This window comes from Streptomyces sp. NBC_00576, from assembly GCF_036345175.1.
Taxonomy (GTDB): domain Bacteria; phylum Actinomycetota; class Actinomycetes; order Streptomycetales; family Streptomycetaceae; genus Streptomyces.
Genome location: NZ_CP107780.1, coordinates 1380570 through 1402127, shown reverse-complemented (window position 1 = coordinate 1402127; position 21558 = coordinate 1380570). Strand labels below are relative to the sequence as shown.

Genomic DNA, 21558 nt, shown 5'->3' with positions numbered 1-21558 from the left:
GCCCGTCGCGAGGGGCAGTGTGCGGTCCCGGCCACCTGGCCACGGTCAGCCTCACGAGCGAGGCGGCGCAAGCGCACGTGAACCACACCGACTCCACCGCCGCGGCCCGGCACGTGCGTCGTACTTCGTCGCACCCGCGCTCGGAGCACCAGCCCTGTCATGTTGAGGGGTGCGGTCCGTGCGGTCCGTGGGCCTGTGCCAGGACGCGTCGTGCGCGTTCCAGCACTGGCTTGTCGACCATCTGCCCGTCGACCGTGGTGACCGACTCTCCGGCGCCGAGGACCGCGCTTGCCCACCGCACTTCCTCGGCCGAAGGGGCGAACCCGTCGGTCACGGGGAGGAGTTGGTACGGATGGACGCAGAGTTTGCCTGTGAAGCCCAGCCGTCGGGCGTGGGCGATGTCGGCGGAGAGCGTGTCCATGTCCCGTACGGCCGTGGTGACGCCGTCGATGGGCGGGGAGATGCCCGCTGCGGCCGAGGCGACGACCAGTCTGGAGCGTGCGTAGGCCAGGGCCGTGTGATCGTCCTGGGCGACGCCGAGTTGGACGGCCAGGTCGACGTTGCCGAAGGCGGCACGGGCGACGCCCGGTGTGGCGCACACCTCGCGCGCCCGTTCCACGCCGAGTGCGGTCTCGATGAGTGGGACGAGGTCGCATCGGTCGGCCGTGTGGGCGGCGAGGTCGGCCAGTACGGCGGAGTCCTCCGCCTTGGGCACCATGACAGCGCAGCCGTGGTCGGCCGCCATGCGCAGGTCGGCCTCGGACCACGGGGTCCCGGGCGCGTTGATCCTTACGATCGCGCGGTTGCCGAGGGCGAGCCAGGCCGCGGCGTTGTCGCGGGCGCGGTCCTTTTCCTCGGCGGCGACCGCGTCCTCAAGGTCGATGATCACCACGTCGGCGCCGGAGGAGGCAGCCCTGTCGAAGCGGTCGGGCCGGTGTCCCGGCACGAAGAGGAGGCTGCGGGCGGTGGTGATCGGGATCATGCGAAGGTCACCTCCGCCTCGGCGTGCCGTTCCTCCCGATGGGTGGCGACGCGCAGTTCGGCTCGGTCGCCACGGGGCGTGCCGCAGGCCACGAGGTGTTCGCCGGCGAACACCGGCCGAAGCAGCCGGTACGACAGGGAGCGCACCTGCCGGCCGGGGGCGTGGCGGCGGGCGAGTTCCAGCATCAGCAGGGCCAGCAGGGGGCCGTGGACGACGAGTCCGGGATAGCCCTCCTCGTCCCGGCAGTACGGGGCGTCGTAGTGGATGCGGTGGGCGTTCGCGGTGAGGGCGCTGAAGCGGAAGAGCAGCGCCGGGTCGGGGCGCAGGTCAAGCTGCCACGGCTCGTCCGTGTGGGGGCGGGCCGACTCGTCGACGGTGGCCGTGTGTTGTCCGGAACTGCGTCCGGACCGGTAGACGATGTCCTGCTCCTCCACGAGGCAGGTCCGCCCGTGCTGACGGAATTCGCGGCGTTCGGTGACGAACAGCATCTCCCCGGTGCGTCCCCGCTTGGCGGTCACGGAAGCGAGGGAGCTGACACGTTCGGCGGGTTCGCCGAGGCGGAGCGGCTCGGTGATTTCGCAGCGGCCGCCGGCCCACATGCGCTGCCGGTGGGGCAGGGGCGGCAGGAAACGGCCGTTCGACGGGTGGCCGTCGGTGCCGAGCTCCCGACCGGCGGGCCAGTGCAGGAAATAGAGCCACTGCCACAGCGGGGGCAGCGGGTCGCCGGCCTTCACGGTGGGGGCGGGCAGGTCCAGGACGGCTGACAGGGCCGCCGCCGGGCCGACGCCCAGCGGGTCCTGCTCCTCGATGGGCCCAGGAGTCCACGACTCCACGTAGGTGCTGAGCGGGGGTGGGATGGGCTGCATCGTCCTTCTGTCCTTGAGGTCTTGCGTGCGGCTGGGCTGTGATCAGGTGAGCGGTGCTGTCTTTGGCAGCGGACGGGAAGCGGGGGCTTCGGCGGTCTCAAGAAGCGATGTGCGGGACGGCTCGCGTACGAGGAGAGTGGCCACGAAGGTCAGCGCGATGCACCCGGTGACGTACCAGAAGAAGACCGTCTCGTGGCCGCTGTTCTTCAGGCCCAGCGCGATGGGTTCCGTCATCCCGCCGAAGGTGGCGGTGACCAGGGCGTGCGGGAGGCCGACGCCCAGGGCCCGGACCTTGGTGGGGAACATTTCCGCCTTGATGATGGCGGCCAGGGCCGAGTAGCAGGTCACGAAGGTGAGGGCGATCGTCATCAGCAGGAAGGCGATCCAGGGATTACCGGTGTTGCCGAGGAAGGTCATGATCGGGACGGTGAGCAGCATGCCGCCGACGGAGAAGACGAACATCACCGGGCGTCGTCCGACGCGGTCGGACAGATGGCCGGCCACCGGCTGGAGCAGCATGTAGACGAACAGGGCGGCGAAGCCGATGACGGAGACCGTCGACTTGGGGATGCCCGCGGTGTTCACTAGGTACTTCTGCAGGTATGTGGTGTAGGTGTAGAAGGCGACGGTGCCGCCGATGGCCAGTCCGAAGACGGCGATCAGCTGGCGTGGGTACTCGGCGAACAGGGCCCGCACCCCCTTGCGCTCCTTGACGGCCGGATCCTGCAGGGCGGCTTTCGTCTGTTCCTCCTGGAAGTGCCGCGACTCCTCCATGGTGCGGCGCAGGTACATCACAACCAGACCGGAGACGGCGCCGATCACGAAGGGGATGCGCCAGCCCCAGCTCTGCAACTGCTGCTCGGTCAGCAGGTTCTGCAGCACGATCATCACGAGCAGCGCGGCGAGCTGGCCGAGCACGATGGACACGTATTGGAAGCTGGAGTAGAAGCCCCGGCGTCCGGGTGGGGCGATCTCGGCGAGGTAGGAGGCGCTGGAGCCGAACTCGCCGCCGACGGAGAGTCCTTGGGCGAGCCTCGCCAGCACCAGGAGGGCCGGTGCCCACAGGCCGATGGCGTCGTGGGAGGGGGTGAACGCGATGGTCAGTGAGCCGATACTCATGAGGGTGACCGACAGGGTCAGTGCCCGGCGGCGGCCGTGCCGGTCGGCGTATGCGCCGAGCAGCCAGCCGCCGAGCGGACGCATCAGAAACCCGACGGCGAAGACGACTGCTGTGGACAGGAGTTGGGCCGTCTGGTTGTCCTTGGGGAAGAACACGGATGCGAAGTAGACGCTGAAGGTGGCGTAGACGAACCAGTCGTACCACTCGACGAGGTTGCCCAGACAGCCGCGTATGACGTTGGCGGTGACCCGGGTCGGTGCGGGGACGGGGGTGCTGGACTGCGACATGGGAAGCTCCGTTGCTCGTGTCGCCGGGGAGATGTCCTTGGGGGCCTTTCAGCGCAGGACGAACGGATTGCCGGTGGCCGCGCCGGTGTTGATCCAGACGCTCTTGTCCTCCAGATACGCCGTGATGGCGCCGATGCCGTTCTCGCGGCCGATGCCCGAGTCCTTGAAGCCGCCGAACGGCGTCAGGTAACTGACCGCCCGGTAGGTGTTGACCCAGACGGTGCCGGAGCGGATGCGGTCGGCCATGCGGAAGGCGCGCCCGATGTCGCTGGTCCAGACGCCGGCGCCGAGGCCGTAGCGGCTGTCGTTGGCGAGGGTGACGGCCTCGTCCTCGTCGTGGAAGGGGATCACGGCGAGGACGGGACCGAAGACCTCCTCCTGGGCGATGCGCATGCTGTTGCGTACGCCGGTGAAGACCGTCGGCTCGACGAACCAGCCTCCGCCGTCGGCGGCCTTGCCGCCGAGGGCGAGCCGGGCGCCTTCGCGCTGCGCGATGTCGATGTAGTCGAGGACCTTGGCGTACTGGGCCGGGGTGGTGATGGGTCCGACCTGGGTGGCCTCGTCCATGGGGTCGCCCATTTGGGCGGTGCGCGCGAGCTCGACCAGGCGGCCCACGACCTCGTCGTGCACGTTCTGCTGCACCAGGAGCCGGGAGCCGGCGATGCAGGTCTGTCCGGTGGCGGCGAAGATGCCGGAGACCGCGCCGTTCACAGCGGCGTCCAAGTCGGCGTCGGCGAAGACGATGTTGGGCGACTTGCCGCCGAGTTCGAGGCTGACGCGCTTGAAGTCGCGCGCGGCGGCCTGGTTGATGCGGCGGCCGGTGGCGTCCGACCCGGTGAACGTGATCTTGCGGACGAGGGGGTGCTCGACGAGGGCGGCGCCGACGTCCTGGCCGAAGCCGGTGACGACATTGACCACGCCGGGCGGCAGTCCTGCCTCGTGGAGGAGCCGGACCAGTTCGAGAGTGGAGGCGGAGGTGAACTCCGACGGTTTGACCACCACCGTGCAGCCGGCGGCCAGGGCCGGGGCGATCTTCCAGGCCAGCAGCAACAGCGGGGAGTTCCACGGTGTGATGACCGCGACGACCCCGACGGGCTCCTTCTTCGTGTAGGCGAAGTAGCCCTTCTTGTCCAACGGGGGGACGGTGCCCTCGACCTTGTCGGCGAGCCCGCCGTAGTAGTGGAACCACTGGGGCAAGTAGGTCAGTTGGCCGTACATCTCCGTGAACAGCTTGCCGTTGTCGCGGACTTCGGTCTCCGCGAGGCGGCGGGCGTTCGCGGCGATGGTGTCGCCGAGCCGCCGGAGCAGCGAGCCGCGGGCGCTGGCGGTGAGCTCGGCCCAGGGCCCGCTGTGCAGGGCGCGGTGGGCGGCTCGGACGGCGTCGTCGACGTCTTCCGCGGTGCCCTTGGCGATTTCAGCCCAGGGGGTGCCCAGGTAGGGGTTGTCGGTGGGGAACCATTCGCCCGCGCCGGGCTTCCGGCTCTCCCCGTCGATGAACATCTCGTAGCGCTGCATGGGGGAGTCCCGCCGGCTAGAAGGTGCCCAGGCCGAGTTCGGCGCGGAAGGAATTCTTGTTGGCGACGCCGTCGCGTGGCGGCAGGGTGCGCGGCGGCTCGTCGGTGGTGATCAGCACCTGTGCGTACGTCGTCGCCGCGCGCGCCTTGATGCGCAGGGCGAGGTCGTGTGTCCGGTCGGGGTCGGTGATCCGTACGGCATCGCGGATGCCGAAACCCTGGGCGACGGCGACGAGGTCGGTGCCGAGCCCGGTGTGGCTGGGTTGCATACCGGTCTCGCCGAAGTGGGCGTTGTCCAGTACCACGACCGTCAGGTTGGGCGGGAGTACGGCTCCGATGGTGGCCAGGGCGCCGATGCCCATGAGGTGTTCGCCGTCGCCGGTGACGGCGACGACCGGGCGGTCCGGCTGGGCCAGGGCGAGGCCGAGGGCGAGCGGGGCGGCGGCGCCCATCGCACCCCAGAGGTAGAAGGTGCCGGGGCGGTCGCCGGCGGCGAACACGTCGTAGCTGGGCGAGCCGAGGCCGGTGACGATCAGGGCTTCCTCGGGGAGGCGGCCGATCAGGTCGGCGACGAAGCGGCGCCGGTCGAGGCGGGGGAGAGTGGCGGTCATCAGTTGCGCTCCCACTTCTTGCGGCCGATCAGCTTCTGTCCGAGGAGCACGGCGACGCGCTCACCGGCCTCGAACACCGAGTCCAGGGCGGCCTCGACGGTCTCCGCGACGTCCTCGGGGTCGTCGGCCCGCAGGACGGTGATGCCCATGAGTTCCAGGGCCTGCTGGGTGGTCCGGCCCATAGGGCCCTGCCACGGGTTGAACTCGGCGTACTCGCCGCGCATCGTCACCAGCGTGAGGAAGGGGAACCGGGCCATCTGCAGCAGAGAGAACATGTTGACGCAGTTACCGACGCCGCTGCTCTGCATCAGCAGCACCGCCCGCTGACCGCCCAGCCAAGCTCCGCTGACCACGGCGACGCCCTCCTCCTCGGTGGTCAGCACCACGTCATGGATGTCCGGGTCGCGCCGTGCTTCCAGGATGGTGTGGGAGTGGCCGGAGTCGGGGACGTAGGCGATCTGCTGGACTCCGCGCTTCTTCAACGCGGTGAACACGTCCTCCTGCCAGGAGGGTGCCGGTGCATGTGTCTGGCTCATCCGTAGCGACTCCGCTGATCGGTCGGCTCAAGGTGCCACACATCATGGGTGCTGATGGATGAGGTTGGACAATAGAAAGGCGTGATACCCGCATGCTTCGCTCGCATAGCAGGGAGCCGCGGGCCTCTGTGACCTGCGGCTCGGCTACGGCCGTTCGTTGAGGAACGCCTCGACGAGCGGGCCGGACTCCGTGCGGCACTCCTCGAAGTAGGCGTGGCGGGCGCCGGGGAACAGATGCGTCCGGGCATCGGGGATGCGGGCAGCGAGCAGGGGGAGATTGTCCGGCGGTGTGAGCCGGTCCTGGTCGCCGTGCAGGATCAAGGTGGGCGCGGCGATGAGGGGGAGGGCGTCCCAGGCGTCGTGCCCGTTGCTGGCGACCAGATGGCCGTGGCGGGCGTGCGGGGGCATGCCGGGATCGCCGAGGGTGGTGTAAGGGCCGGGGTGGGCGGAGCGCCAGGCGGGGGAATACATCAGGTCGGTCAGCGCCTGCCGGGCCGCCTCCGGGTCCGGCTGGGCCAAGGCCCGTCGTACGGACTTGTCACGCTCGACGGCATGCGGACCACCGGGGGAGGTACAGCCCAGGACGAGTCGCCGTACGCGGTCCGGGTGGCGGGCGGCGACCCACTGGGCGACCCGGCCGCCCATGGAGGTGCCGTAGACGTCGGCCCACTCGACACCCGCGTGATCGAGGACGGCGATGACGTCCTCGGCGAACTGCTGCGTGGAGTAGGGCCCTTGGGGCTTGTCGCTGTAGCCGGTGCCGCGCAGGTCGAGGGTGAGGGTGGAGTGCGTGGCGTGGAAGTCCCCGCGTACGGCGTCCCACCAGTGGTGGTTGTTCGCCTGCCCGGCCAGGAGGACGAGCGGATATCCGTCGCCTTGGCGCTGGTAGGCCAGCGCGATGCCGTCCTGGGCGCGGGCGATGGCGGTCGACCGGGGGCCGGTGTCGTTCATGGAGGTTCCTTCGATGGTGTTCTCGGGGTGCAGCGCGTCACTCGTCCTCGGCGGCGTCAGTGCCCTGGATCTGGGCGGACGGCCATCTGCCCTCGGCCACCGCCGAGTTGATCCTGCGGACCAGCTCACGCGCGACGACCTCCACGGCGGGCGGGGTGCGCCCGGACCGCGGAGTACCGAGGACGATCGAGCGCCACACGTCGGGCTCGCTCAGCGGCGCGGCGCTCAGGACGCCGTGCGCGACATCCTCGGCGATGCCCACGCCGGGCAGCACCGTCCAGCCGTGCCCCGCCCGGACGAGCTGCTTCTGCACCCGCATGGAGTTGGTCTGCACGACGACGTCCAGGGTGGATCCGGCGCGCACCGCCGCCGCGTCGATCAGCCGGCGCAGCGCATGCCCCGAGGCGGGCATGACGAGCGGATGCCCCGCCGCCTCCGCGAACGGCACCGGACGGTCGGCACGCAGGCCGGCCGACGGCGGAGCGACCGCCCACAGGCGCTCGCGCACCAGGGGGCGGGCATTGAGTGAGGGTGTGCTGTCCAGGTTGTAGAGCAGGGTCAGATCCAGGTCGCCGTCGTCGAGCCACTGCTGCAGGTGCCCCGAGTAGGCGGTCATCAGTCGAAGTTCGACGCCGGGATGGCTGCGGCCGACGGCGGTCACCAGCGGCTCGGAAAGCAGGTCGCTGGTGCTTTCCAACAGGCCGACGGTGACGATGCCGGACACCTCGCCCGGGGTCGGCTGCACCTCGGCGCGGGCCCGCTCCAGCTCGTTCAGGGCCCGCCGGGCACGGTCGACCATGATCGCGCCCGCCTCGGTGGGCCGCATGCCCGTCCCGGTCCGCTCGAAGAGTTCGACGCCGAGTTCCTGTTCCAGGGTGCGGATCTGCCGGGTCACCGCGGGCTGCACCAGATGCAGCAGCGCCGCGGCACGCGTGACGCTGCCCACCTCGGCGACCGTGACGATCGCCTTGAGCTGCTTGACGTCCAAGAGGGGCCTTCTTTCCGCAGCCATCCGGTGTGCGCATGGGGGTATCACGTAATGGTATTTCACTGACATCACCATGAGCATTCATGATGGTAGCCCTGGTTCGGGACCCGCATCCCCCTGGAGGCCACCCATGACCGAGCCCGCCGAAGCGCTGCCGCTGGCCGGCTTCACCGTCGTCAGCCTCGAACAGGCGGTGGCCGCCCCCTTCGCCACCCGCCAGCTGGCCGACCTCGGCGCCCGGGTCATCAAGGTGGAGCGGCCGGACGGAGGCGACTTCGCCCGCCGCTACGACACCACGGTGCACGGCGAGTCCAGCTACTTCGTGTGGCTCAACCGGTCAAAGGAGTCCGTCACACTCGACCTGAAGTCGGCCGCGGGAAGAGCCGTCCTGGAACAACTCCTCGCAGACGCGGACGTGTTCGTGCAGAACCTTGCCCCCGGCGCAGCCGCACGCATGGGCCTGGGCGCCGATGCCCTCGCCGAACGATTTCCCTCCCTTATCCCGTGCGCCATCACGGGCTACGGCTCCAGCGGCCCGTGGGCCGACCGCAAGGCATACGACCTGCTGGTGCAGTGCCAGACCGGCCTCGTCTCACTCACCGGCAACGAGCACGGCTCAGCCCGTGTCGGAGTATCGATCGCCGACATCGCCGCAGGCATGTACGCCTACTCCGGCATCCTCACCGCACTACTCACCCGCGCCACCACAGGCATCGCCCGTGCCGTGGAGGTCTCGCTGTTCGAGGCACTGGCCGAGTGGATGAACCAGCCCGCCTACTACACCCGCTTCGGTGGCACCCAGCCCCCGCGCCTCGGCACCCAGCACGCCACCATCGCCCCGTACGGCGCCTACACCGCCGCCGACGGCAAGGACGTGCTGTTCTCCATCCAGAACGAACGCGAATGGGCAGCTCTGTGCGGCCGGTTCCTCGGTCTGCCAGGGCTCGTCAAGGATCCACGTTTCGCCACCGGCTCCGCCCGCGTCGCCCACCGCGAGGAGCTGAACGCCATCGTGGCCGAGCGGTTCGGTGAGATGGACAGCGACGAGGTGATGAAACTGCTGGACGCAGCGGGCATCGCCAACGCCGGGGTGAACGACGTGACGGAGTTCCTGGAGCACCCGGTGCTCAGCGGCCGGGACCGCTGGCGGGACGTACGGATTCCCGGCGGAGCCACCGTGCGGGCGTTGCTGCCGCCGGCGGACCTGACGGGTCTGGCGCCGCGTATGGATCCCGTCCCCGCGGCCGGCGAACACACCGAGACGGTCCTGGCCGAGCTGGGGTACAGCCCGGCCGACATCGACAGCCTGCGGGCCGACCACGTCATCTGAAACGCCGGCCCGAGAGATCGGCGGCACCAACGCCGTCAACACTTTCCACGAGGAGCGCCACGCATGAGCACTCTCGACACCCTGTCCGAGGACGAGCAGTTCATCGTCCATACGGTGCGCGACTTCGTCGACAAGGAGGTGAAACCGGTCGTCCGGGAACTGGAGCACGAGAACACCTACCCCGAGGCTCTGATCGAGCAGATGAAGCGGCTCGGCGTCTTCGGCCTCGCCGTCCCCGAGGAGTACGGCGGCACCCCCGTCTCCACCCCGTGCTACGTCCTGATCACCGAGGAACTGGCCCGCGGCTGGATGAGCCTGGCCGGCGCGATGGGCGGCCACACCGTGGTCGCCAAGCTGCTGCTGCACTTCGGGACCGAGGAGCAGAAGCGCCGGTACCTTTCCAAGATGGCCACCGGCGAGATCCGCGCGACCATGGCCCTGACCGAGCCGGGCGGCGGCTCCGACCTGCAGGCAATGTGCACGGTCGCCCGCAGGGACGGCGATCGCGGATACGTGGTCAACGGGGCGAAGACCTGGATCACCAACTCCCGCCGATCCGGCCTGATCGCCCTGCTGTGCAAGACCGACCCGGACGCCACGCCGGCTCACCACGGCATCTCGATCCTGCTCGTGGAGCACGGCCCGGGGCTGACCGTCTCCCGTGACCTGCCCAAGCTCGGCTACAAAGGCGTGGAGAGCTGCGAGCTGTCCTTCGAGGACTACCGGGCCCCGGCCGACGCCGTACTCGGCGGTGTGGAGGGCAAGGGCTTCGCGCAGATGATGAAGGGTTTGGAGACCGGACGCCTCCAGGTCGCCGCCCGCGCGCTCGGGGTCGGCCGGGCGGCGTTCGAGGACGCCCTCGCCTACGCCCAGGAGCGGGAGTCGTTCGGCAAGCCGATCTGGAGGCACCAGTCGATCGGCAACTACCTCGCGGACATGGCCACTTCGTTGACGGCGGCCCGCCAGCTCACCCTGTACGCGGCCCGGGAGGCGGACGCCGGACGTCGGGTGGACATGGAGGCCGGGATGGCGAAGCTGTTCGCCTCCGAGACCGCCATGCAGATCGCCCTCAACGCCGTGCGCATCCACGGTGGTTACGGCTACTCCACGGAGTTCGACGTCGAACGCTACTTCCGTGACGCTCCGTTGATGATCGTCGGCGAGGGCACCAACGAGATCCAGCGGAACGTCATCGCGAGCCAGCTCGTCAAACGCGGTGGTCTGGACGCATGAGGATCGTTGCCACTGTGAACTACCTTTCCGATGCCGCAGGTGACAGGCATCTCGCCGAGACCTGACCTTCGCCCGGGAGAATGTGGACTGCCTGCTGCCCGATCTGGGCGAGTTCGAGGTCGAGCAGGCGCTGAAGATCTCGGAGATCCCCGGCGACGACGCGGAGATCGCCGCGCTGACGCTGGGGCTTGAGGACGCCAAGGACGAGGTGCTCCGAGATCGGACCCTGCGCCGGCGCCTGGGGTGCTCGCCGTGCGCGAGGTGGTAGCGACCGTCCGCTGGAGTCATCGTGTATCGGTGCTGCGCGAGGAGGCCGGGCGCCGGCGTGAGGCAGTCGTGATCGGCGAGTACTGCGATGCCCTGCAACGTCGTCTTGCTGAACTGGATGGGTACTTGGACGAGCAGGCCCTGCCTTCGGCCCGACGTTGGCTGGAGTGGGCACGCGAGTATGTGCGGGGGATCGACCCCCTACAGCATCTTCCGGGCATGCCGACTCCGCGTGATCCGACGCCGGATGAGCTCCAGCCGTATCTGAAGGGCTGGAGTCCTCAGGCACCCGAACGACATGGCGGCCTGTGATGTAGGGGAGTGAGCATCTACTTTTGGGGCTCCGTCTTCTGCCGCTGGCCCTTCCCAGTGGTCTCGGCCGCTGCTTCAGCGCTGATTACGACCGTCAGTCCGGATTGGTGCCTTCAGGCGTCTCGTCGCTGTGGCGTTTCGGAATCCGCCGCTGTGTCCAGGGAGGTGGCCCTCAGCGAGGGGTCGGGCCCGAAGTCGTCCACCACCATGGTGGCTTGACCGCCCGGCGGGCTGGTGAGCAAGCCTTGGACGCGGACCGGGACGCCGGTGTCGTGGCAGTGGACCGCCGCGTGGTAGTCGGTGTCGCGCAGGTCCATCCACACGGTTCTGACGCGGCGCTTGATGAGGGTCTGAACACCTACCCGGCCGGTTTCGTCGTCTGGGTGGCGGCTGAGATCGGTGACGATGCCGTAGATCAGGTGCCGACTCGTGTAGATCCGCGTCTTGAGCTGGGCCGATACGCGGTCAACGACATCGATTGCCTCCTGGTTGAACTCGACGAGCGGTGGTGTTCCCAGGGGCGGGGCGGCCACGCGGGACCAGTTGAAGGAGACGGCGAGGGTTCCGATCGCGTCCGCGTTCACCACCTTGCTGAGAGCCTGGCAGAGCTCGTACGAGACGCCCTCGCCTACCAAGTCGGTGATCTCGCTGGGGGTGGGCTCCCGGTCGGCGCCCGCCATTTCCTCGAGAACGCCCAGGGCGCGGGACATGGTGGCGGTGACGCGTCGGTCGAAGAGGGTTTCCTCCACTCCCACGTCGATCCGGCCCTGGCCGGGGGAGTAGACGTCCTCAGGGGCGCGGGCCTGGCTGATGATGGGCACGATGTACGAGCCGCGTCGGGTCTGTCCAACGCGGACGTCCCGGGCCTGTTCCCTCGCCCGTGTCGGGAAGGTGCGGAAGTGGCCTTGCCGGCGGATGGTCGCGGCGGCGGAAGCCACGCGCAGACGCTTCGCGGAGACGAAGAGCTCGTAGCCGGATTCCAGGGGGATGGATCCGTCGCTCAGGGTGGGGTGGGAGGCTTGGAGGTCGGTGACGTCGTTGAACACGGTGGCGACCGCGTCTTGGACCGTGCGCATGTCGCGTGACTCGACGCGGGCCAAATCCCCGAGCAGGATCCGGGCGCGTTTGGTGAAGTCCGGGGCACCCGGCTTCATGGGGACCAGGACAACCTCGTCGGCGGGACCAGGCAGGCGCCACAGTTCGGCGACGGCACCGCCGGAGATCGGGGTCCATCCGGTGACCTTGAGATAGCTGCGGATCTCCTCGGGACCGAAGTCCGGCTCTGGGTGCACCACGTCAGTGCACCTCTCGGCCGACGGGGTTGAGCAGCTGACGCGCTGTGTCGAACATGCTCCCTATCGACTTGGCGGTCAGGGGCTGGTGCTCTGGGAGGCTGATCGCGGTGGTGCCGTTGCTGCGTGCCTCACCCGCGCCGTGCAGGGAGGCCCAGTAGCCGTGGCAGGCCAGGATGATCGACTCGGGATGGTGGGTCACCCAGCGGCCTATGTCCGGCGGCACGATCAGTAACGCGAGGTGGCCGGGTGCGGAGCGGTCGAGGTCACGGAGTTTGTCGTACGTTTCGATGTCAAGGTCAAAGCTGTAGCCGCCCCGGACGATGCGTGGGCTCTGTGTGCATTTGAGCTGGACGTCGACCATCAACCCGCGCATACGGAGGGTCATGTCGACGCCGTCCTTGTCGACGTTCCAGTCGCAGATGGTGTAGCCGCCCTGGGTAGCGAGTACGTGGACGTAGGCCCGACTCACTTGCTCCTTCTGCCAACTCGTCGCCTCCGTGGCCACTGGGACCCCCTCCCTGGCATGGACGTGAGGGTAAGGGAGCCGGATGGCTGGGGGAATAGGGCGTCTACGATTCCGAGGCGGTGGCGCTGAGTAGCGGCGTCAGCTGCCGTGGTGAGAGAGGCCGGCGCCGGTAGTCGTGGAATACGGGTCGCGCCGAAAGCCGAGTACTCGGTGACGCCGGGGAACTCGATGTCGTCGAGGGTATGAACGCGAGCAGAGCCACGAAGTGAACGAGGGCGGGGAAGGAAGGTGCCAATTCTCTTGGTGGTCTCGCCCCGTCTGACTTCCTTGTGGGCTTAGGGGCGACAAGTCCGCTTGAAAAAATCCTCCTCGGAGAGTAGGGGCACGCCGGACGTCACCGGGTGTTTCGTGATCGGTTCCGTCTGTGTGTACTGCTCTTTCGAACGGAGCCAGGTGTTCGTCGCGCGCATCCATCGAGGCACACAGCGGAATCGTTCGGGCTGCTGTCGTGTCATGGGTTGGTCGACCGTGAATAGGCTAAGCGCTTAGAAGGCGCTTGAGCGGACCACTGGGTGAGCGGGTCTGACCTGGCCCTTTCCGGGCACCGACTCCGGACGTTCGGCGACTTCGACACGCATTCGACCGACGAGGATACGAACGCGCTTCGGCTACGTCCACGCATCCCGGGCGCACTTGGATGTCAGCGGAACAGCTGCGGCACTGGGCAGGCCTCCAATGGTTCCTCCGGCCGGTCGGCCCAGTTCCACCAGACATGCCGACCGGCACATCTCCACAGCGACCGGCAGACCCGTCGGCCGTCGTCCTCCCGCCTGGACAGTAGGAGGCCACCGAACTCCATGGGCTGGCTGCAATCGGGGCAGCCCGGGGCGTCGTTGGTCATGCGGTGCACACTAGTGCTGGTGACCGCATAGGTTCACCGGGTTGCGGTGGAGTCCCCTTGACGCACCAGTGCCTGGCAGGATCTCCCACATGTTCGAAGAGAAGCTGGACGCGCTGGCACAGATGATGGCCGAGCATATGGCCGCGCCGTTCCCTCCGGGCTTCCGCGGCCTGGACATCGAAGGCCGGGACATGGTGCTGCTCGATGCGGACTCCTACGCCTACGCGGCCGTTGTCCTCGAAGGCCCACTCGATGAGCGGCGTCGCGCCGGCTTGAGCAGGCTCACAGCGGCGTTCGAAAAGGTACTTCCCGCGATCGGCGACGAGTACGGGGCCAAGTACTACACGCACGTGCGCGACATGGTCGTTCTGGCGGCCGAAATCGAGACCTCGCGCGACAAGTAGACCTCCGACCGCCAGCCGGTGAACCTACGCGCTCACAGCGCTACCGGTTGATCGGGATCTCATAGACGATCTCGCAGTGCGCGGCGGGTACCACGATGTCCGCGGTTTCCACGGGCCTTCCCTTGTCGCTGTAGTACGTCCGCCGGATGTGCGTGACGAGCGCTGCCTTCTGGACGCCCAGTAGCGAAGCCTCTTCGGCGGTCGCTTGCCGAGGCTCCGGCTGCTCCACGGCGTGGCTGACGGTGATGCCGATCGCGGCCATGCGGTTCACGACGCCCGCCCCGGCGTGCGGCCCTCCCTCGGGCAGGACGACGAGAGTGCCGGCCGTGAGGTCGTACGGCTCCCAACTCGTCGACAACTGCACGGGCCTGCTGTCCGCCAGGAACTCGTACGTCGTACGGACGCACAGCTCGCCCTCGGTGATGCCCAGACGTGCCGCGATCTCCGCCGTCGGCGGCACCTTGGCGTCGGTCCGGCTCTCCCAATGCCCTTGCCTGCCGACAGCCTTCATGTCCGCACGGAAGGGTGACCCGTTGGGCTGCTCGCGCGCCGAGGAACGGACCACCCGCACTCGCTGCCGGGGCTCGGCGACGTACGTGCCTGATCCGGCACGTCCCTCCAGCACGCCCTGGGAGATCAGCAACTCCTGCGCCCGGCGCACCACGTTCTCGCCCACGCCGCACTCCTGGCCGATCTGGGCGCGGGAGGGCAGGCGGTCTCCCGGTTCCCATACGTGCTCCGCGATCCGCCGCCGGAGTTCGTCGGCGATGCGGAGATAGGGCGGTTGCTCAGGCATGTAGAAAATCTAGTCCACTAGCTCTAGTCTAGTTAACTAGCTTCACTGAAAGTGATTGCTGGTGACGGAGGCTGCCCTGTGCCCGCTTCGGGAGTTAGCGCGGCGGCCCTCGCCGCCCGACTGTCCGCCCTCGGGCTCCCCGTGCGCGTGGAGGAGCACGCCTTACACACGTCGATCGAGGTAGAGGTCCCGGAATCGCTCGACGCCGAATTATGGCGGGAGGCCCTCGAAGTAGTGGCCGACGCCGATCGTTTCGGCCTCCTCGCCACCAGCCTGAATGACCGCACCCTCTGGGCGGTCGTACGCAAAGCGGTCCCCACGACGGGCGATGTCGGGGGACCGAGCCATCAGCGATAGGAGCTGAGCAGCGTGCTCAACCGTATCCGCCGTGCCGTCTCGCTCACCAGAGAGCGGCACTTCCCCAAGGGCAGGCACCGTCGCCCCTTAACGTCCACCAGTCCGTCGCCAGCCTATGCACCCCCTGTGCCCGCGGAAGGGCCGACGGCAGTCCTGCGGCGGGGCCCAGCTCCGGCGAACCTTGCGGGTTCGCTCACGGGTGAGGACAACGCGCTAGTCCGCCCGTACGTCCTGGCCTGGGAGAAGCGCGAACGGCCGCGGCGTTCGATGGTCATGGCGCCCCATCTGCCGGCCGAAGCCTGGTCGGCCCTCGCGGGAGTCCGCTGATGCCTCCTCGCCGACAACCTCACATCACGGACGCCCCGTCCGCCCCCTACCGATCGGTTGCATGCCGGATCGGCACTCACCCCACCTGCGTGGAGTCCTCCCCGACGGTGGCGCCGGTCGACCTTCCGGTGATCTACGAGGTGTGCGACTGCCTGTGTCACGCGGCGCCCAACCAGCCCACGCCTGCGGAGGTGCAGCAGTGAGGCAACGGGCGTTCACCGGCGCGCTGATTTCCCAGCCCGTTGAGATCACCTCGACCACTGTGCAGCGCGGCGACATCATCCAAGTCGGTGGCCGGGCATGCCGGGTGAGTAACCTCTTCCAGCTGTCCCAAGGCGCCAAGCAACTGCTGTTCGAGTCGGGCGAGTTGCTGACCATGCACACACGGACCCGGCTCCTCGCCGTGCGGATGCTGAGAAGGCGGTGACACAGACCGTGCCCTCTCGCCATCACGACATCGCCGACGACCTCAGGCGTCAGATCACGACCGGTCACATCAAGCCCGGCGAACGCCTCCCGTCTGAAGTCGGACTGGCCGGCCAGTACAAAGTCAGCACGGCGACGCTGCGGAGCGCCCTCGCGGTGCTTCAGGGGGAAGGTCTCGTCGAGAAGATCCACGGCAAAGGCAACTTCGTCCGCCACCGCCTCCGCAAGATCATGTATGTCGGCGGCTGGGGGACGCTGGACCCGTGGACAGCCGCTGAAACGGCTCTGCGCGTCACGGACCGCGCCACTGCGATCGAGGCGCATGGGCATCTGGCAGCCCTATTACGAGTTCCGAACGGTAGCCCGCTGACCGAGTTCTTCAGCATCAGCTACCAGGGCGAATCTCCGCACAGCCTGGCCCGCATCTACGTCCCGCGCGACCTGGAGCCCGCCGGAGCACTCGGTGACAACCCCTCATACGTGCGGACAGAAGAGAGCTTTGCTGTGCTGAGCCCTCTGTCGTCGGAGGTCCGGGAGACGGTCTCCGCCCGCCTCCCCACACCAGATGAGGCGTCCACCCTCCGGATCAACCCCACCTTGGCGGTGCTCGCGATCACACGCGTTGCCGCCGACACCGCCGGGCGCGTGGTCGAGGCCGCGCTTCTGGTGTTCCCGGGGGATCGCGTCGACGCGGTCTTCACTACCCACCACGTGACCGACGAGAGGCAGACGCAAGGATGACGGCACAGAACGAGCTGCGGCTTCTCCCATGGTCGGGGCCGGAGGGCAAGCCCTGCTACCTGAGCACCGACGACAGGGACGGCTACATGTCCCGCCTGGCCGACAACATCGAATCGGTACAACTCGGGACGGCGGCCGAACTGCTGAAGCAGGCCACGGAAACCCTCGGCGACGAGCACGCGTGCCCGGAGGACATGCAGCTCTTGGCGAAGGAACTGACCGAAGCCCTGCGAGACGTACTCCGCGTAGCCACCAGCCGCAGTCACCTCCTGGAGGTGAGCGAACCTCACTGCATCTGAGGAGGACGGTCGGCAAGGGCGGGTGCCGGGGCTGCCTCCGGTTCAACCCGCACTGGAGGAGGGACTTGGACAAGATCCGGGTCCCTCTCCCTGTTGGTCACGCTGAACGGCTTATTGCACGTCGGAGGCCTGCCAACCCGGAGGTGTTTTCGGGAGACCGATCAGGACGTCCATGTTCAGGTACTCCTTGAGTAGCGCCTTCAGGTTGCGCCCGTTGATGAGTTGCATCCTGCCCGTTCTGTGAGCGAAGTCATCGCTTGCCTTGCCGAACCATGAAGTCGTTACCAGGACCCCACGGCTTGCAGCCTTGTCGTGCATCACTCCTGCCAATGCGCGGACCGTCTCAACGGGCACCGCGTTCTTCGACCGCTTTGCTTGGATGGCGAAGACCGTGGTCCCCACCGGGTCACGTTGAACAGCGACGGCGTCCACACCATCATCCCGAGAACCCTGGGTACGCCAGGTCTCGAAGCCCATCGCTTCGAACAACTCGCGTACGAGCCGTTCGAAGGCGTAGGGGTCCATCTGTAGGAGGTCGGGTCGGCTGTCGAGCCCTGCTACGGCACCAGCATCGGCAGTGATGCGGTACATCGACAGGTCGATCTCCACGACCGGGGGCACCGGCTCGAGATCGTGCGGATGGCGGGAGACGACAGCGCCGAGGTATTTGAGGCAACTCTGTGGATCTAGCTCGGGCTCGTCCAGAACGAGTTGGTCGAAGGCCTCGCGCTGGGCAACCACACTCACAAGGCAAGGCCGAACCGGTCGCCCGGTTGCGCGGTCCTTGGCACTCACGTGCCCGTTGAACACCACAGTCGTGACGAGACTGGGTGGGGTGGTCGAAAATGCTTCGTCCAGTGCTCGAAGGGCGAGGCGGGCAACCAGAGTGCGGTATGCCTCTTTGGACTCGGCCTCCTTACGAGGTTGGGCGACGATCTCGACTCGCTGGGCCACAACTCGGTATGACATCACGGCCGGCACCACTTCGTGCTGAGGTAGTTCGACTTCGATGAGGAGCCGCTGAGCCTCCGGAACGTAAGCCGCTCCCGCACCCGCTCGGCACCCCTCGGGCACGGGCGAGCGATTAAGCACTTCCTCCACAGCGTCTGCCACGCCCTGCGGGCCCTGCTCAGCGAATGACTGCTCGACATACGGGTGCCAACTCTTCAGCCTCTTGGGCCGGTCTGTCAGCACAGCCTGTAGCGCCGTCATGCGCTCCTGGGCCTGGAGCGTGCGTTGCTCTGCCTCGTCCTTCAACTGAGCCAAGCGGGTCTCTCGCACCTGCTTCTGTCGTTCCTTCTCCGCGCGTGCCTGCTCCCGCTCCTGCTGCTCGGCAGCGCGCTCCCGCTCGGCTTGGCGCTTAGCCAACTCCCGCTCGATACGGGCAACCTCCCGCGCCTGTGCAGCCTGTTCCCGATTGAGGTGCTTTTCCCCTGCGGCCAGCAGGCGGGCATGTTCGGCCTCGGCCTTGGCAGCCTCTCGTTTCTGACCGCGCCGACGCTCCTCAGCAGCCTTCGCTGCCCTCTGCTCCTTCTGCTGGGCGCGCTTCAACTCAGCAGCCTTTGCCTGTTGCTTCGCCTTGTACGCCTCAGCGAGCACTTGCATCACTGTTTTGCGGCGCGCCACGAGTCCCCCCACCTGTACTCACGCAACCTTCGAAAGCTGCACTCAGACGGCTCGCCCCGTCGGGGCACCCCTCAGCGATACCCAGACCGGCTAAGCGGGAATCGTTGCGCTGACCGACTGCGGTCTGCCCACTGCAAGGCCATCAGCTTGGGAAGCTGCGGGCATTTGCGAGTGGTTTGGACGCTGACCTGGCCGAACGCCCACGGCGTGGCCCCGTCGTGGCCGGGCCGCTTTCACCGCTGTTCCCCGCCCTTTCTGGTGCGCTTGTGGTGCGGTCTCGTCGGTGCGCGTCCTGTGACGGACCTCCTGTGCGAACAAGTCCATCGGGATGCGTATCAGAGGTGGTGCTTTGATGCCTTCACCAGTCGGCTGACGTCGTCGCGGGTGGTGACTCTGCGCTGGTCAAGATCGGTTCTGGTATCCGACTTGGACAGTGCCGTGATGTCCGTCAATACGGCTTCCGCAGTCTGGGCCAGGGTTTCGTCATCCGTCAGCATCTGCACCCGGAACATTGCCTCTTGGGCGTTGGAGCGCAGATCGTAGGCGCGGATCCGCACAGCGTCGGGGTTCTCCGGTGGTGGCTGTTCGTTCTCGCAGAACCAGAGGTGCACCAGGCAGCGACGGTAGTTGATGAGTGCGCCGGCGTAGGCGGAGTAGGCATCCAGCCGCTCCTGCCGGAGCTTCTCGCGGCGGGTGAACTGGTGCCCCTTGTCGGTGGTGCGCTGCTGAAACGCCAGGGTGAGCCCCGAACCGAGCAGGGTTCCCAGAACGGCTATGGCACTGGCGATGATGGTCTCCACGTTCCCAGCTGATCACGTGTCGTGTATCCGGGTGTGGCGCACGCTCAACTCGACCGTCACCACCACGCTTTCCAACTGTGGGGGTGTCACCGGAGCCCCTGTACAGGGGCGTTCAGCTGGGTTCATGGGCGGTTGGACCGCGAGACGATTCCCGCGTGTGGTCCTTCCTGAACGGCCGTGAACGGGGCTGAACGAGACGGAAACTGAGACGGAGAGATACGCAGGGCTGAAACGCCTGACCGGCGGGATCGCTGGTCTGACAGCTTCGTTCGTACAAGGATGCTGGCATGCGCTGCACCCGTGAGGAGTACGAGATACTCAAGTTGACTCGCCGCTATGTCACGCGCGACCTTCGGTATCTCAAGCTCGGTGGCGCACTTCTCGGTATGAGTGGGCGCGACCGAGCCAAGTTCATGCGGAAGCTGGGCAAGGCTGCCGGTGAGATCAGTCCTCGTGAACTGGGCGTGCTGCTCGACCGAGGATGGCGCGAGAGGGGAACGGCCGCCTGGCTCATCGCCGTTGCCGGCAGAACCGAGTTCCGGGAACGTCTCGGCGAACTCCTGCTCGCCAGTGCGGGGCCCTTCGCGGGGCAGGATTACTGCGTCGCCCTGGCCACCTTCGGCACCTCCGCCGACGCTGACCTCCTGGTTGCTTACCTCGACCGCTATCTGCCTCGCCTTGACCTCGACTACGACCAGAGGGCCGCCCTTGGCGCGCTCTTGTTGCTCGACGCCAAGGCCGGTACCGACCGCGCGGCCCGGTTCCTCGTCCCGGGCGGGCTCTGGCAGCAGTGGATCGAGGGGCCGGCCAGTAAGGCACGCGACGACCCCGAAGACCCCGAGGAGTACCGGGAGTTCATCGGGATGCTCTGCGCTTTCGCTGATGAAGCTGCCAAACACTGTTCGATCTGATCCTCAGCCGACGACAGCCCGCCACGATGGCGGGCTAGCCGACCGACCAGGCGCGCGTATGCCTCGCTGTACCCCCACCAGCCTCAACCACGCTGCCGGACCGTCGACCAGAGCAAGCCGCGGTAACCGGCCCGTGACGACGCAGCGGCGCCCTCGGCTTGGGAACGTGCGACGGCGGACGTGTAGCAGCGGGGCTTTCGGTGATGACCTCTTCGTCCCGAAGCAACTTGGGCGTGGGCGCTGCCTTGGACTTCCGCGCCACTGGCCTGCGCTGATGGTTCGCAGGCGTTCGTGCCTGTTCACCGTTGTGCGCGGGCGTTGTCACGCAGTTAGACACGCAGGGGACGCCCGACCCTCCGATTAGCGGTAGATCAGCTTTGCTCTTCGAGCTGTGCCATCCACGCGAAGGCGCCCGAGGTGAGACCAGCCCGTGTTCCGGTCCGCCAGCGGTCCGTGATGTCGCTCCAGCCGTGAAGTACGGCGTTCTTGGCGCCGTCCTCCAATTCCTGGTCGTAGAAGAGGCTGAACTCGAAGACCCTGCCGTCGGCGGAGATGACTTGTCCGTCCTCGTGGTCCGGCCCTCCTGACAGGAGGTCGACGACGACCGTACGGTCCGGGTCGAGCCCCTGGCCCTCCAAAAGCTCCCGCAACCTGCTCCAGAGGCCGTGCTCGCCGACCCGCAGGAGTTCGGTGTACTGAACGACGATGCTGGACACCATGGGCCTCATGATCGGGTCCGGCTCTGGCAAAGGGAAGTAGCAGGCGCCGACCAGAGCGAGCTACGACGGACCGCGCGTTACCACGACTCCGGGGCCCTCAGCTTGGGAAGCTTGGGTTTTCTGGGCGCTATGACTGCACTGGCCTGCGGCGGAACGGTGCACCAACCCCTCCGGATCCGCGGCCGAGTCCCCGCTGTTCCCCGTGAGTCTCCGCAGCATCTGGCACGCGAATGGATCGACGCCCACCCCTCACCTCAACGCACTCTGAACGGCTGCGGGGCCTTGGCCGTTGGTGCCTCAGCCGACGAACGTCAGCCACAACGTCGGGTGCGCCGACTGATCAGGCGCGCGTGTGCCAGGGCAACCACCATCGGTTCCTCAGCCACGCTGTCCGGCGACGTCCGTCATAGCTAGTCGCACCGGCGGAAGCGTTGCGGCGAGGCCTTGGCCGATGACTGCTTCGTCCTGAAGCAACTTGGGTGGGGGAGCTGCC

At 67.7% G+C, this 21558-nt stretch carries 24 protein-coding genes; 10 read left to right on the top strand and 14 right to left on the bottom strand.

The window, feature by feature from the left end; translation table 11 throughout:
• Positions 1-157 precede the first annotated feature (157 nt).
• From OG734_RS05915 to OG734_RS05880, 8 genes are all read right to left on the bottom strand, one after another.
• The gene (locus tag OG734_RS05915) at positions 158-982 is read right to left on the bottom strand and encodes an HpcH/HpaI aldolase/citrate lyase family protein (protein ID WP_330286398.1); all 825 of its coding nucleotides are present in this window, start codon (positions 980-982) and stop codon (positions 158-160) included.
• The gene (locus OG734_RS05910) at positions 979-1848 is read right to left on the bottom strand and encodes a hypothetical protein (protein WP_330286397.1); all 870 of its coding nucleotides are present in this window, start codon (positions 1846-1848) and stop codon (positions 979-981) included. Before OG734_RS05910 ends, OG734_RS05915 begins: the two co-directional genes overlap by 4 nt.
• 42 nt (positions 1849-1890) lie before the next feature.
• A complete protein-coding gene (locus OG734_RS05905) occupies positions 1891-3255 on the bottom strand; it encodes an MFS transporter (protein WP_330286396.1) in 1365 nt (454 codons plus the stop codon).
• Positions 3256-3303: 48 nt separating this feature from the next.
• Positions 3304-4770 carry an aldehyde dehydrogenase gene (locus tag OG734_RS05900; RefSeq protein ID WP_330286395.1) on the bottom strand — a complete coding sequence of 489 codons (1467 nt, stop codon included), beginning with the start codon at positions 4768-4770 and terminating at the stop codon, positions 3304-3306.
• A gap of 16 nt (positions 4771-4786) precedes the next feature.
• Complete coding sequence (locus OG734_RS05895) at positions 4787-5380, bottom strand: thiamine pyrophosphate-dependent enzyme (RefSeq protein WP_330286394.1); 594 nt, start codon at positions 5378-5380, stop codon at positions 4787-4789.
• On the bottom strand, positions 5380-5916 hold the full coding sequence (locus OG734_RS05890; protein WP_330286393.1) for a phosphonopyruvate decarboxylase: 537 nt from the start codon (positions 5914-5916) through the stop codon (positions 5380-5382). The genes OG734_RS05895 and OG734_RS05890 overlap by 1 nt, the downstream gene beginning before the upstream one ends.
• A gap of 144 nt (positions 5917-6060) precedes the next feature.
• On the bottom strand, positions 6061-6867 hold the full coding sequence (locus OG734_RS05885; protein ID WP_330286392.1) for an alpha/beta fold hydrolase: 807 nt from the start codon (positions 6865-6867) through the stop codon (positions 6061-6063).
• Positions 6868-6904: 37 nt separating this feature from the next.
• On the bottom strand, positions 6905-7855 hold the full coding sequence (locus tag OG734_RS05880; RefSeq protein WP_330286391.1) for a LysR family transcriptional regulator: 951 nt from the start codon (positions 7853-7855) through the stop codon (positions 6905-6907).
• 130 nt (positions 7856-7985) lie between these two features.
• Here OG734_RS05880 and OG734_RS05875 point away from each other — a divergent pair, with 130 nt between their 5' ends.
• The 4 genes from OG734_RS05875 (at position 7986) to OG734_RS05860 (ending at position 10997) form a co-directional block, all read left to right on the top strand.
• Complete coding sequence (locus tag OG734_RS05875) at positions 7986-9185, top strand: CaiB/BaiF CoA transferase family protein (protein ID WP_330286390.1); 1200 nt, start codon at positions 7986-7988, stop codon at positions 9183-9185.
• A 63-nt stretch (positions 9186-9248) separates the two neighbouring features.
• Positions 9249-10418, top strand: coding sequence for an acyl-CoA dehydrogenase family protein (locus OG734_RS05870; RefSeq protein WP_330286389.1), 1170 nt, complete (start codon positions 9249-9251; stop codon positions 10416-10418).
• 82 nt (positions 10419-10500) lie between these two features.
• The gene (locus tag OG734_RS05865; RefSeq protein ID WP_330286388.1) at positions 10501-10686 is read left to right on the top strand and encodes a hypothetical protein; all 186 of its coding nucleotides are present in this window, start codon (positions 10501-10503) and stop codon (positions 10684-10686) included.
• Between the two features lie 29 nt (positions 10687-10715).
• Entirely contained in the window at positions 10716-10997 is a 282-nt protein-coding gene (locus OG734_RS05860; protein WP_330286387.1) for a hypothetical protein, read from the top strand.
• Between the two features lie 113 nt (positions 10998-11110).
• On the opposite strand, the gene OG734_RS05855 is transcribed toward OG734_RS05860, so the two are convergent.
• Both OG734_RS05855 and OG734_RS05850 read right to left on the bottom strand, forming a co-directional pair.
• Positions 11111-12292 carry a hypothetical protein gene (locus OG734_RS05855; RefSeq protein WP_330286386.1) on the bottom strand — a complete coding sequence of 394 codons (1182 nt, stop codon included), beginning with the start codon at positions 12290-12292 and terminating at the stop codon, positions 11111-11113.
• Position 12293: 1 nt separating this feature from the next.
• Positions 12294-12761 (bottom strand): DUF4365 domain-containing protein, encoded by a 468-nt coding sequence (locus OG734_RS05850; RefSeq protein ID WP_330286385.1) that lies wholly within the window; start codon positions 12759-12761, stop codon positions 12294-12296.
• Between the two features lie 987 nt (positions 12762-13748).
• On the opposite strand from OG734_RS05850, the gene OG734_RS05845 reads away from it, so the two are divergent.
• Entirely contained in the window at positions 13749-14063 is a 315-nt protein-coding gene (locus OG734_RS05845; RefSeq protein WP_330286384.1) for a hypothetical protein, read from the top strand.
• Between the two features lie 40 nt (positions 14064-14103).
• Here OG734_RS05845 and OG734_RS05840 read toward each other — a convergent pair whose 3' ends face one another.
• A complete protein-coding gene (locus OG734_RS05840; protein WP_330286383.1) occupies positions 14104-14859 on the bottom strand; it encodes a GntR family transcriptional regulator in 756 nt (251 codons plus the stop codon).
• Between the two features lie 78 nt (positions 14860-14937).
• Here OG734_RS05840 and OG734_RS05835 point away from each other — a divergent pair, with 78 nt between their 5' ends.
• From OG734_RS05835 to OG734_RS05820, 4 genes are all read left to right on the top strand, one after another.
• Complete coding sequence (locus OG734_RS05835) at positions 14938-15216, top strand: hypothetical protein (protein WP_330286382.1); 279 nt, start codon at positions 14938-14940, stop codon at positions 15214-15216.
• Positions 15217-15742: 526 nt separating this feature from the next.
• A complete protein-coding gene (locus OG734_RS05830; RefSeq protein ID WP_330286381.1) occupies positions 15743-15970 on the top strand; it encodes a hypothetical protein in 228 nt (75 codons plus the stop codon).
• Positions 15967-16710 carry a GntR family transcriptional regulator gene (locus tag OG734_RS05825; protein WP_330286380.1) on the top strand — a complete coding sequence of 248 codons (744 nt, stop codon included), beginning with the start codon at positions 15967-15969 and terminating at the stop codon, positions 16708-16710. Before OG734_RS05830 ends, OG734_RS05825 begins: the two co-directional genes overlap by 4 nt.
• The gene (locus tag OG734_RS05820) at positions 16707-17009 is read left to right on the top strand and encodes a hypothetical protein (protein ID WP_330286379.1); all 303 of its coding nucleotides are present in this window, start codon (positions 16707-16709) and stop codon (positions 17007-17009) included. The genes OG734_RS05825 and OG734_RS05820 overlap by 4 nt, the downstream gene beginning before the upstream one ends.
• Before the next feature lie 111 nt (positions 17010-17120).
• Here OG734_RS05820 and OG734_RS05815 read toward each other — a convergent pair whose 3' ends face one another.
• Together OG734_RS05815 and OG734_RS05810 are read right to left on the bottom strand one after the other, a co-directional pair.
• The gene (locus tag OG734_RS05815; protein WP_330286378.1) at positions 17121-18635 is read right to left on the bottom strand and encodes a restriction endonuclease; all 1515 of its coding nucleotides are present in this window, start codon (positions 18633-18635) and stop codon (positions 17121-17123) included.
• A 335-nt stretch (positions 18636-18970) separates the two neighbouring features.
• Positions 18971-19435 carry a hypothetical protein gene (locus tag OG734_RS05810; RefSeq protein ID WP_330286377.1) on the bottom strand — a complete coding sequence of 155 codons (465 nt, stop codon included), beginning with the start codon at positions 19433-19435 and terminating at the stop codon, positions 18971-18973.
• A 287-nt stretch (positions 19436-19722) separates the two neighbouring features.
• On the opposite strand from OG734_RS05810, the gene OG734_RS05805 reads away from it, so the two are divergent.
• A complete protein-coding gene (locus tag OG734_RS05805; protein ID WP_330286376.1) occupies positions 19723-20346 on the top strand; it encodes a DUF6000 family protein in 624 nt (207 codons plus the stop codon).
• A 371-nt stretch (positions 20347-20717) separates the two neighbouring features.
• Here OG734_RS05805 and OG734_RS05800 read toward each other — a convergent pair whose 3' ends face one another.
• Positions 20718-21065 (bottom strand): hypothetical protein, encoded by a 348-nt coding sequence (locus tag OG734_RS05800; RefSeq protein WP_330286375.1) that lies wholly within the window; start codon positions 21063-21065, stop codon positions 20718-20720.
• Positions 21066-21558 lie beyond the last annotated feature (493 nt).